13 protein-coding genes are annotated in these 10,735 nt (G+C 52.9%); 2 read left to right on the top strand and 11 right to left on the bottom strand.

Features of this window, described 5'->3' with window-relative positions; all coding sequences use genetic code 11:
* Positions 1-297: 297 nt before the first annotated feature.
* Both ACI31J_RS03470 and ACI31J_RS03475 read left to right on the top strand, forming a co-directional pair.
* A complete protein-coding gene (locus tag ACI31J_RS03470) occupies positions 298-618 on the top strand; it encodes a hypothetical protein (RefSeq protein ID WP_439773051.1) in 321 nt (106 codons plus the stop codon).
* Between the two features lie 11 nt (positions 619-629).
* Positions 630-1,208, top strand: a complete 579-nt coding sequence (locus ACI31J_RS03475; protein ID WP_439773072.1) for an ABC transporter permease subunit — start codon at positions 630-632, stop codon at positions 1,206-1,208.
* 252 nt (positions 1,209-1,460) lie between these two features.
* Here the strand turns inward: ACI31J_RS03475 and recN are convergent, their stop codons facing one another.
* From recN to ACI31J_RS03530, 11 genes are all read right to left on the bottom strand, one after another.
* Positions 1,461-3,149 carry a DNA repair protein RecN gene (gene recN / locus ACI31J_RS03480; RefSeq protein WP_439773052.1) on the bottom strand — a complete coding sequence of 563 codons (1,689 nt, stop codon included), beginning with the start codon at positions 3,147-3,149 and terminating at the stop codon, positions 1,461-1,463.
* A 13-nt stretch (positions 3,150-3,162) separates the two neighbouring features.
* Positions 3,163-3,618, bottom strand: a complete 456-nt coding sequence (locus ACI31J_RS03485; RefSeq protein ID WP_439773053.1) for an arginine repressor — start codon at positions 3,616-3,618, stop codon at positions 3,163-3,165.
* A gap of 9 nt (positions 3,619-3,627) precedes the next feature.
* On the bottom strand, positions 3,628-4,452 hold the full coding sequence (locus tag ACI31J_RS03490; protein ID WP_439773054.1) for a TlyA family RNA methyltransferase: 825 nt from the start codon (positions 4,450-4,452) through the stop codon (positions 3,628-3,630).
* A gap of 12 nt (positions 4,453-4,464) precedes the next feature.
* Positions 4,465-5,340, bottom strand: a complete 876-nt coding sequence (locus tag ACI31J_RS03495; protein ID WP_439773055.1) for a polyprenyl synthetase family protein — start codon at positions 5,338-5,340, stop codon at positions 4,465-4,467.
* 2 nt (positions 5,341-5,342) lie between these two features.
* On the bottom strand, positions 5,343-5,633 hold the full coding sequence (locus ACI31J_RS03500) for an exodeoxyribonuclease VII small subunit (RefSeq protein WP_439773056.1): 291 nt from the start codon (positions 5,631-5,633) through the stop codon (positions 5,343-5,345).
* Positions 5,633-6,970 carry an exodeoxyribonuclease VII large subunit gene (xseA, locus tag ACI31J_RS03505; protein ID WP_439773057.1) on the bottom strand — a complete coding sequence of 446 codons (1,338 nt, stop codon included), beginning with the start codon at positions 6,968-6,970 and terminating at the stop codon, positions 5,633-5,635. Before xseA ends, ACI31J_RS03500 begins: the two co-directional genes overlap by 1 nt.
* Positions 6,957-7,820, bottom strand: a complete 864-nt coding sequence (gene folD, locus ACI31J_RS03510; RefSeq protein WP_439773058.1) for a bifunctional methylenetetrahydrofolate dehydrogenase/methenyltetrahydrofolate cyclohydrolase FolD — start codon at positions 7,818-7,820, stop codon at positions 6,957-6,959. The genes xseA and folD overlap by 14 nt, the downstream gene beginning before the upstream one ends.
* Before the next feature lie 125 nt (positions 7,821-7,945).
* Positions 7,946-8,356, bottom strand: a complete 411-nt coding sequence (gene nusB, locus ACI31J_RS03515) for a transcription antitermination factor NusB (protein ID WP_439773059.1) — start codon at positions 8,354-8,356, stop codon at positions 7,946-7,948.
* Entirely contained in the window at positions 8,353-8,799 is a 447-nt protein-coding gene (locus ACI31J_RS03520; protein WP_439773060.1) for an Asp23/Gls24 family envelope stress response protein, read from the bottom strand. The genes nusB and ACI31J_RS03520 overlap by 4 nt, the downstream gene beginning before the upstream one ends.
* Before the next feature lie 102 nt (positions 8,800-8,901).
* Positions 8,902-9,576 (bottom strand): 2'-5' RNA ligase family protein, encoded by a 675-nt coding sequence (locus ACI31J_RS03525; protein WP_439773061.1) that lies wholly within the window; start codon positions 9,574-9,576, stop codon positions 8,902-8,904.
* 2 nt (positions 9,577-9,578) lie between these two features.
* Positions 9,579-10,655, bottom strand: coding sequence for a M24 family metallopeptidase (locus ACI31J_RS03530; RefSeq protein ID WP_439773062.1), 1,077 nt, complete (start codon positions 10,653-10,655; stop codon positions 9,579-9,581).
* Between the last annotated feature and the right edge of the window lie 80 nt (positions 10,656-10,735).

Here is a 10,735-nt window from a genome sequence, read left to right on the forward strand (position 1 = left end):
AACAATTCAACCGAACTGATATGGCTTCAGCTGGGTGTCTTTTTGAGTACGCATATAATGGAACTAAGATGATGTGTATTCAATAAAGAATGCACAACAATCCGCAAGGGATCCAAGTCATATTGACTTGGGTCCTTTTTCTTTTGCTCATTTTGAAGGGAGAGATTGAGATGACACAAAAACAAGTGTTACATAAACTGCTATCAAATAAACAAAGGATTGGTGCCGGTGAGCTTCTGGCACCACTTCTCAGCTGCTTCGGGGATTGACCTAGATGGGTACCAGCACCCCGAGATAATGGCAAATAACATTGCCAAAACCAATGAATTCGTAGATCAAGTGCAACCGGATTTTGTCAAGCTGATGAGTGACGGGTTATTCAACTATGGTTTTAACCAACCCGTTGATAATCCCACCACAATCTATGACGGAATCGTCCCCATTCCAGATAATCATCCATGGTTAACAGAAACAGCCAAACTGGTTACCGGGCAAAAAAAGGTAATCGACAACCGACTGGGATTTTATAATGTCTTTTCGCCGGTAACATCCCTGAAATGGGCGCTATCCAAGGAACCGGACGGTAAGCACAATAAAAAACGGCCAACAAGCTCCTAGCCGACGCGATTATAAACGATCGCGTAAAGGTCGACCATGCCTTGGCGGTAATCACCCAAGATGTTATTAAGCAGGCAACGGTGGCCATTACTGCAGGAGCGGACGGGATCTATTACAGTACCCAAGCAATTCAAGACGACCGCCTTGATCATCATGATTTTAAGGAATTGGTAGAAAAATACGATCGGCAAATCATTCGGGCTGCTAACCAGCTTTCTGACACTAACATCCTGCACATTTGCGGCAATGGTGGTGCTTATATTGCTTACTTCCGTGGAATTCCACTGGTGATTCACCTGTTTATTGTTTACTATGGCTTGCCCATATTACTAACGGCAATCTTGCCGCCATTATTTGGGGTCAGCACGGTCAAACTGCAACGACTAGACCCGTTGTATGCCATCATCATCGCCTACACCCTTTATACAGCAGCATTTATGAGCGAAATCATTCGTGGTGCTTACCAAGCGGTGGATCGTCAGCAGCTCGATGCCGCGCAAGCCCTAGGATACACTAGCTGGCAAACATACCGGTTCATCAAGCTTCCCCAGGCACTAGTAGAGGCTCTTCCTAAACTGTTAAACTATTAACTGTTATTAATCCGTCAGCTCCCGCTTGCCTTTTTGGTTTCCTTTATCGACATTTTTGCACAGGCACAACTCCAATCAGCAGTTAATTACCGCTACATCGAAGCATATTGTGCCGCCGCGCTAACTTATTGGTTGATTGGAATAGTCCTCACGCTACTCTTCGGCTGGTGGGAAAAGCGCCTTAAGAAGTATCAATAGAATCGTTAATAAAAAGAAATCGCAACCGGAAATTTTTCCAATTGCGATTTCTTTTTATTTATCATTTGGGTGCGCCATCTCGAGCAACTCTTGTGCGTGCTCACGAGTTAATTGAGTGATCTTTTCCCCCGAAAGCATTCGGGCCAGCTCGTCAACCCGCTGTGTGGCGGACAGTGCCGTCACCCGGGTCGTCGTCCGGTTATCGTGAACACCCTTCTTGATCAAGAAATGGTGCTGGGCAACCGCGGCCACCTGTGGCAAGTGGGTAATGCAGAGAACTTGTGAGTGCGCCGCAATCAACTTGATCTTATCGGCGATCGCCTGGGCAACCCGGCCGCTGACCCCAGTGTCCACCTCATCGAAGATAATACTGGTGACGCCCTCATTTTGGGCAAAGATCGTCTTCAAAGCCAGCATTACCCGGGAAAGTTCACCACCCGAGGCGATTTTGGCCAGGGGCCCCATTGACTCACCAGGATTGGTCCGGATGTAGAACTCCACCTCATCGATCCCCGTTGGGGTAAACTGGTCGGTCCCATGGTTGGCAAAGTGAACCTCAAAGTCGGCCTTTGACATGTAAAGTTCCTGGAGCTGCTGGTGAACTCGCTTGGCGAGCTCATGGGCCGCCTTTTGCCGAACCTGACTGAGCTGCTTGCCGATCTTACGCAGCTCCCCCTCGGCAGCATTTAACCGTTCCTCAAGGTTGCTGTTGCTATCAGCCGTGCTCTCCATCTCGTCGAGTTCCTTCTTGATCTTAGCATAGTAGGCCAGCACATCCTTCACCTGGTCACCATACTTGTGTTCCAGGTCGCCGATCGTCGTCAGGCGCTGGTCAATCTCAGCCAGCCGCCCATCATCGAACTCAAGCAGGTCCAGCTGCTGTCCGGCTTCGTTTGCAACATCCTGAAGGGCGTAATAAGCGTCATTCAGCGACTTGCTCAACTGGTCATAGGCACCATCGAAGTCGGCAATCCCGCTGATGGCATCCATGACGGTCGCAATCTGGTCCAGCACCGGATTTTCACCCTCGTTAAAGGTCGCGACTGCCTGCTGGAGGGCATTATTGATCTGCTGAAAATGCTCCAACCGGTCCCGCTCACTCGTCAACTCGTCCTCCTCGTTCGGCTTCAAGTCAGCATCACTGATCTCCTTAACCTGATAACGGAGCATATCGAGACGTTGGGCCCACTGCTGCTCATTGGCCTGCTTCTTGTTGACCGCGGCCTTGAGCTTTACATAGTCCTGGTACTGTTTTTGATACGCATCCAGGAGCGGCGCCACGCTGACACCCGCAAACTGGTCAAGCATCCCCAGGTGCGTTTCGGGCTGCATCAACTGTTGGTGCTCGTTTTGCCCCTGAATATCGACCAGGTGGGCCCCAATCTTGCGTAGCATCGTCGTATTGATCAATTCCCCGTTAACCCGGATGATGTTTCGGCCATTGCGGTGAATTTCCCGGGAAATGATCAGCATGCCATCCTCATGATCGATTCCCATTGAATCCAGCAACTCATTTATGGCCGGGTCATCTGGAATCGCAAACTGCCCCTGGAGACTCAGCTTGTCTTCTCCACGGCGAATGTACTCCTGCGAACCCCGGCCGCCAGCCAAGAGTCCCACCGCATCAATAATGATCGACTTTCCGGCCCCGGTCTCCCCGGTTAGAACCGTCATCTGGCTAGCAAAATCAAGGGTTAGGTGCTTAATGATTGCCAAATTATCAATTGTTAATTCCTGCAGCACGCGCTCACCCGCCTTAATCGTTTGCTAAATTATCAAGTTTATTTTCCAATCGAATTGCCGCCTCGGCTGAAACACAGACAATCAGCACGCTGGCATCATCCCCAATGGTCGTAAAAATCTCAGCGTAATTTGTCCGCCGCAAGAGAACCGCAACCACCGGTCCATTCCCCGGGTGGACCGCTAGTGCCAAGAAACGGTCGCTGCGCTTCAAGTTCATCAAACTATCCTGCAGGACATCTTTTAGCTGCTGCTCATCGCTCTGCTGCCGGTAAGCCGGCAAGCCATAGCGATAACCACCATCTTCAGCCGGAATCTTCACCAGCTGCATTTCTTTAATGTCTCGTGAGATCGTCGCCTGCGTGACCCGCAGTCCCAATTCGTTCAGCCGCTTTACCAGGTCCTCCTGGCGTTCAATGCTTTCCGCTGTGATGATCTCCCGAATTTTTTCTTGACGCTCTGCCTTTTTCATAAATGCTCCCTACTTTTCCTTTTGGTTTAAGTCCTGATCAGCGGCAACTAGTACCTGGTCAATATCAACCGTGGAAGATACGGATCCCGGCTGATCAGTCAGCTTGAGGTGCGCCAGAAATTCAATGTTGCCCTGGCCCCCCTTAATTGGTGAATAGTCAAGTCCCAGTACATCAAAATGGTCCTCATTAGCAAATTGGAGGACCTCCTCCAAAACAGCCCGGTGGACAGCGTGGTCACGAACAATCCCGTGTTTGCCAACGTGCTCCTTGCCCGCTTCAAACTGGGGCTTGATCAAGGCCACTACTTCACCGCCCATCTGCAGGATCTTAGCCAATGGCGGCAAGATTAGCCGGAGGGAGATGAAGGAGACGTCGATTGAAGCAAATTCAGGCTGCCCATGGGTAAAGTCATCCAGGGTGCTGTAACGGAAGTTGGTTTGTTCCATCACTACCACCCGCGGGTCTTCACGCAACTGCCAAACCAGCTGGTTGGTTCCCACATCCAAAGCATAGCTCAGCTTGGCCCCATTCTGCAGCATGACATCGGTGAACCCGCCGGTTGACGAGCCAATATCCAGGACAGTTTTATCTTTGACACTGATGTCGAAGACCTTCAGCGCCTTGGCTAATTTCAAGCCGCCGCGGCTGACATAGGGCATCTTGTGTCCCTTCATGTGCAGGGTCGTCGTTACCGGAATCTTTTGGCCCGGTTTGTCAAGCCGCTCGTTGTTCTTTCCCAAAATTTCACCAGCCATCACGGAGCGCTTGGCCTGTTCCCGGGAATCAAAGAGCCCCTGTTGGACTAGCAATACATCTACACGTTCTTTTTTCATTTTTAAATTCCTCTACAACTTAAAATATGCTAAAAACTGGTCGTATCCGGCAAACGAATGTCCCGTCAGCTCTTCCAGCTTATTCTGGGCCGCTTTTGCCAACTGCAGGGCCTTATGTAATTGTTCTTCGGCCCCCGCAGTGCCCAGCAGGCCCGGATAGGTATTCTTATGCTCACCGGCATCCTTGTGCACCTGCTTGCCCATCTCGGCGGTAGTGCCCAAGACATCCATCAAGTCATCATAGATCTGAAAGGCTAGACCGAACTGAGCCCCGAAGTCTGCCAGGGCGGCTTTGACCGGCCGGGACTGGTTGGTGATGATTCCACCAGCCAGCACTGCATAGCGGAGCAGGGCCCCCGTTTTCTGCCGATGCAGGTAGCGCAGCTGGTCGAGCGCCAGCTGGTGGCCCTCGCCCTCGATATCACGAGCCTGACCGGCAACCATCCCCGCGGGACCAGCTGCTTGGGCCAGGGCCAGGGTCAATTCGGCACGGATTGCAGCGGGCAGACCATTGTCAGTCACCCACTGAAAGGCCAGGGTCAACAGACCGTCCCCCGCCAGGGTTGCCATGCCGGCACCGTACTGGCAGTGATTGGTCGGCTTGCCACGGCGCAGGTCATCGTTGTCCATTGCCGGCAAGTCATCGTGAATCAGGGAATAGGTGTGGAGAAGCTCCAGGGCGGTGGCCGCGTGCATGACGTCTTCATCAACCGTGCCGTCAAGCATCTCGACCGTTGCCAGGGTCAGGGCCGGCCGCAGTCGTTTACCGCCGGCCATCAGTGAGTACCGCATCGACGAGTACAGGGTATCCTGATCAACATCGGCCGCCAGGTGATCGTCAAGGTAGTCGTCAATTCTTGTCTTCAGTTCGCTAATCGTCTGCACCATGATTATCCCTTCACTTGGTCCCCGCTACCGTAGCCGCGGTTACCGCCACCGTTGTTGCTTGGGTCATCGTCACTGCCCTCGTAGACCTTCTCATTGCCATCGTCGTCAATCAGATGGCCGAGCGTTTTCTCCGCGTTGGTCAACTTGCCCTGCAATTCCTTAGAAAGCTTGATTCCTTCTTGGAACTGTTGCAGCGCTTCTTCCAGGGGAATATTTCCCTGCTCCAGCTGGTTAACAATCTGTTGCAGTTGCGCCAGCTGTTCTTCAAATGTTGGTTCTTTTTTCGTTGCCATTATTTCTGCTCCTTGATCTTCGTAATCTTTGCCGTCGCCTGGCCGTCGTTGAAATGCAGCTGGATCGACTGGCCGACTTCCAATTGACCAGCCTGATTGACCACCCGCTGGTCCTTAGTGACGTAAGTGTAGCCGCGCCCCATGATCTTCAATGGACTGAGCGCGTCCAGCTGGCGAATCAGACCGGCTACTCTCTCCTGACGACGCTGGTAATCAGCTAAGGCATTAGTCCGTAGTTGCTTGTCCAACTGATTCACCAACTGTTCCTGTTGCCTGATCTGGTGGCGCGGTGAGGTGGCCGCCAGGCGGCTGCTTAATTGCTGCAGCTGGGCCTTGCGGTTGACAAACATGTTCTGCTGTAACTGGATCAGTTGCTGGGTGAGCTGGTCCACCTTTTGGGCATAATTCTCGTACAGCCGCGTTGGTTGTTGGAAAATGTAGCTCTGGGTCTGCTTAGCCAGTTCCTTTTTAGCAAAGGCAATCCGGTTCTGCATCGCATTCGCCAGCCGGTGCTGACTATCTTGGATTGCCAACAGGGTATCCGTCAAAACCGGGGTCGCTAGTTCCGCCGCGGCCGTCGGGGTAGCGGCCCGCTGGTCAGCCACCAGGTCCGCAATCGTCGTATCGGTCTCGTGACCCACCGAAGAAATCACGGGAATCTTGCTGGCGGCGATGGCCTGAGCCACCACTTCCTCATTAAACGGCCAGAGGTCCTCAATCGAACCCCCACCACGGCCAATGATCAGGGTATCGAAGTCGCCCCGTTCGTTCGCACGGTTAATCTGTCGGGCAATGTCGGCCGCCGCTTTTTCCCCTTGGACCACCGTCGGATAAAGGACGACTTGTGCAATCGGATAGCGACGCCGCACCGTCGTATTAATATCACGGATCACCGCACCGTCAAGACTAGTGACAACCGCGATCCGCTTAGGAAATTTAGGGAGGGGCTTTTTCGGCAAGTTAAATAATCCCTGGGCGCTCAGCTTCTTCTTGAGCTGTTCGAAGGCCACGTAGAGTGAACCCACGCCGTCTGGCTCCATCTTATCAATGTAAATCTGGTAACGGCCGCTCCGCTCGTATAGGCCGACGTGACCCACTACCAGCAGCTTCATCCCCTCCTCAGGCCGAAACTTGACCTGGCGAAACTTGTTCTCGAACATGACGGCATCGATCACCGCATTATCGTCCTTGAGACTAAAGTACTGGTGCCGTTGCCGCAGCCGGAAGTTCGATAACTCCCCCGTCAGATAAACCGTCTGTAGGTAGGGATCCCGGTCAAACTTGAGCTTTAGGTACCTAGTCAGCTGACTTACCGTTAAATACTTACTCCTGTCCATCTTTTCTCCATTCTGCCAGGTCAACCGTCTGTTGCATCAGGCTGGCAATGGTCATCGGACCAACCCCACCCGGCACCGGCGTAATCAAACTAGCCACGTCCTGGACATGCTCGAAATCAACGTCTCCTGCCAGTTTACCAGATGGCAAGCGGTTAATACCAACATCAATTACCACGGCTCCTGGTTTGACATCCGCAGCCTTGATCAAGTGCGGGCTCCCCGCTGCCACCACCAAAATATCAGCCTGCCGGGTAGCCGCCGCCAGGTCGCGAGTGTGGCGGCTGGCTAGGGTGGTCGTCGCATTGGCATTGTTCAGAAGAGCCGTCATCGGCTTGCCGACCAGGATACTGCGTCCAACAACGGTGGCATTCTTGCCGGCCACTTCAACATGATGGTGATTAAGCATAGTCATGACGCCCCGCGGGGTGCAAGCAACCGGGTAGTTGCCCGGCTGGTTAGCGTAAAGTTTCCCCAGGTTAGTAGGATGCAGGCCATCAACGTCCTTGTCTGGCCGGATGGCGTTCGTGATTGCCAGGCCGTCTAAATGATCAGGCAGCGGTTCCTGAACCAGGATCGCGTCGATCGTATCATCCTGGTTGTACTGTTCCACCGCCGCCAGCACGGTTTCCTGGTCAACGTCGGCCGGGAACTTCTTCAGGATCGATTTGAGGCCGAGCTTCTCGGCCTTGCGCTGCTTGTTACGGGTATAAATGACGCTGGCTGGGTCCTCACCGACGAGAATCACGACAATTCCCGGTTGAATTCCTCGGCTGGCCAGGTCGGCAACCCGTTCTGCAGTTTGCTGGTTCAGTTCGTTAGCTAACTTTCGTCCGTCAATTACTGTTGCCATTGCAAGTCCCCCTCAAAAAACTAAGTGTCAATGCCTATTTTACCATGTTCACAATTGGGCACAAAGACCCGGTAAAGTCCCAAAAAACGCCGATCCTCGCCCAGCAAGTGATCAGCGTTTTTCATTTAATTTGATAGTTGGCGTTCAAACTTCCCTAAAGCCCCGTTGATGAACTTACGGGACTTGTCATTACTGAAGGTCTTGGCAAGTTCCAAGGCCTCGTTGATGGCAACAACCGTTGGGACGTCGTCAACGTATTGCATCTCAAACAGTCCTAACCGTAAAATTACCAGGTCAGGCTTAGCCAGCCGTTCAATCGTCCAGTCATCGGCTAAGAGCGAGCTGATCTCCTGATCCAGCTCCCCTTGGTGCTCATTGACCCCTTCGACTAAGGTCTTAAGGTATTCAGGAATCTGGTGCTCGTCGTGATGCGGAATTGATTGGTAAATCGTAGCAAGGTCGGCATCTGAGTCTGTCTGCAGGGCAAATAGAACCTGGAATGCCTCCTCACGAACTTGGTGTCGGCTTAAACTCATTCGTGATCCCCCGCTTCTTCATCGTCCTTCTTCTCGCCAAAAATATCATCCGGGTCAACGGTCGAGTCTTCCGCCGCCGCTACAATCCCCTTCACGTGGACGTTGACCTCCGTGACCTGCAGGTTGGTCATCAATGCCACCTGCTGCTTGATCCGTTCCTGGATCAGGCCAGCAACCTTAGGTACCGAAACACCGTATTCAACGTAAACATCAACGTCGATTGACAATTCATCCTGGTCATTGACGATCTTTACACCGCGCCGGTAGTCGGAACGGCCCAGAAGTTCGCTCACACTGTTGGCAAACGTGCCATACATCTTTGAAACACCGTCGACTTCACTAGCGGCAATCCCCGCAATGATTTCCAGTACACGCGGGGCAATCTGGATCGTGCCCAGGGACTGATCATCGTTGTTGAGGATAATCTTTGAATCTTCTGCCATTACTAGTCCTCCACTTCTCTTCGTCATCGGGCGATCATACCCAATTTAAGATTACTTATTCTATTTTGCACTAAACAGGAACAAAAATCAATGTTCCCCGGCTCATTCAGCAAAAGCGAACGATCCGACCAGGTGAACCCGGTGATTATACCAATCGTGCACAACCAAGTCCGCCCGGTTACTGGTAAAGTCACCAAAAGAAAGCGAGCGGTCGGCATCAACTAGGTCGACAATGGCACCTGGTGCAGGCAGCCGGTGGGCAAATCGTGCTACCGTGATGTGACCAGACCGGGTCGCGTAACGCTCCCGAACGGGCAATTCAGCTTGAGCCAGCCGGTTCCGCAAGTTCTTCCGCAGTGTCGCTAACGATGGTGAATAGTATCCCTTAACCATCACCGCTCCCGGACTCAGCATCAGCCCGGCCAGGTGCCAATCAATTCTCGGCGTATCAGCCACCACCTTGGCAACCACCTGCCGGTAACGGTCTAGCTCGTCGGGCGTCGGGTGAAAGCCACTGTACGCGCCGATGACGTCCATGACCGTAATATGCATGTCCACCGCCGGGTAGCAGTACAGCCCTAGGCCTACCTCCTTTAGCGGCTGCAGGGCAAAGTTGATGTTGCGGGAAACGTGAGCCGGCAAATGCAGGATCAATGACAAACCGCGGCGATCATCTTCACCCGCACCCAGGTAGGGGTCGACCTCCTCCTGGTGCATCGCCAGAGCACGGTGGCCGCGGCGATCAATCGCGGCGTAGAGTGCTTGCAACTCTTCCATTGTCAATCACCCACGATGATCAAGTCGGTCGGGGCCGTAGTCAGAACTCGGGGTCCGCCATGGGTAACCACGACATCGTCCTCGATCCGAACCCCACCAATCTCCGGAATATAGACACCTGGCTCGACCGTAATCACTTCATTGTTGTGAAGCTTTACATCCGTGGCGCCGGGGCCGTAGCTGGCCGGCAGTTCATGCACCGCTAAACCGATACCGTGTCCCATCCCATGATTGAACTCATCACCATAACCAGCCTGGTCGATCAGCTGGCGGCCAACGGAGTCGAGGACGTCGCCATGTTCTCCGACCTTGATGTGGTCAATCACCTGTTGCCGGGCGGTGTTGACGATCTCGTAAATATCGCGCAATTCGGGGTCAATTGATCCCACCGCAAACGTCCGAGTCATATCGGCGGTATAGCCGTCCACGAAATAGCCGAAATCAAGCGTGACCACGTCCCCATCGCTGATCACCCGGCTTCCCGCCGTAGCGTGCGGTTTGGCTGAATTCTCGCCACTGGCCATGATTGTTGGGAACGAAGCCCCACTGGCCCCGTGTTCCTTCATCCAGAAGTCAAGCTGGTTTGCCAAGTGGCGCTCCGTCATTCCCGGATGGACCTGCTCCAGTACGTACTGATAGCCCTGCGCCTGGAGGTCAGCGGCCCGCTGCAGTTTGACCAGCTCTGTACTGTCCTTGACCAGCCGCATCTTTTCAATCAAGTTGGTAAAGGGAACAATGTCGGCCACCATCACCTCATCTAAGACATCATAAAGACGGTAGGGGATGGTATCCTCGTAGCCCAAGACGGTCACCTTGAGGGCCTGGCAGATCCGATTGAGGTCCCCATAGTAGTCCCAGGTAATGGTAGCCACGACTTCATCACTGTCAAAGCCTTCTAGGGCCAGTTCGTAACGGTCATCGGAAACAATGATCGCGTTATTTTGGGTAATCAGCAGGTACCCATCCCCCTCCAGCAGATCAAAGCCGGTAAGGTAAAGGATGTTTTCATGGTTGGTAACCAGGAAGGCATCAATATAAAGCTTTGGCAGGCGTTTTTGCAGACGTTCAATCCGTGTCATTTCAATCCCTCATTTCGTTTAAAAGAAAAAACACCACACGAGGCGGTGCTTTTTATATATTATTCGGCAACTGGGTAAAC

The sequence above is a fragment of the Limosilactobacillus sp. genome, from assembly GCF_051873075.1.
In the GTDB taxonomy this organism is placed as follows: Bacteria; Bacillota; Bacilli; order Lactobacillales; family Lactobacillaceae; genus Limosilactobacillus.

Bases quoted from the DNA above. Each gene is read 5' to 3' on its own strand.
- ACI31J_RS03525 (WP_439773061.1), bottom strand. From the start codon at position 9,576: ATGGAAGAGTTGCAAGCACTCTACGCCGCGATTGATCGCCGCGGCCAC.
- folD (WP_439773058.1), bottom strand. From the start codon at position 7,820: ATGGCAACAGTAATTGACGGACGAAAGTTAGCTAACGAACTGAACCAG.
- ACI31J_RS03500 (WP_439773056.1), bottom strand. From the start codon at position 5,633: ATGGCAACGAAAAAAGAACCAACATTTGAAGAACAGCTGGCGCAACTG.
- ACI31J_RS03490 (WP_439773054.1), bottom strand. From the start codon at position 4,452: ATGAAAAAAGAACGTGTAGATGTATTGCTAGTCCAACAGGGGCTCTTT.
- nusB (WP_439773059.1), bottom strand. From the start codon at position 8,356: ATGAGTTTAAGCCGACACCAAGTTCGTGAGGAGGCATTCCAGGTTCTA.
- ACI31J_RS03485 (WP_439773053.1), bottom strand. From the start codon at position 3,618: ATGAAAAAGGCAGAGCGTCAAGAAAAAATTCGGGAGATCATCACAGCG.
- ACI31J_RS03520 (WP_439773060.1), bottom strand. From the start codon at position 8,799: ATGGCAGAAGATTCAAAGATTATCCTCAACAACGATGATCAGTCCCTG.
- xseA (WP_439773057.1), bottom strand. From the start codon at position 6,970: ATGGACAGGAGTAAGTATTTAACGGTAAGTCAGCTGACTAGGTACCTA.
- ACI31J_RS03470 (WP_439773051.1), top strand. From the start codon at position 298: ATGGCAAATAACATTGCCAAAACCAATGAATTCGTAGATCAAGTGCAA.
- ACI31J_RS03495 (WP_439773055.1), bottom strand. From the start codon at position 5,340: ATGGTGCAGACGATTAGCGAACTGAAGACAAGAATTGACGACTACCTT.
- ACI31J_RS03530 (WP_439773062.1), bottom strand. From the start codon at position 10,655: ATGACACGGATTGAACGTCTGCAAAAACGCCTGCCAAAGCTTTATATT.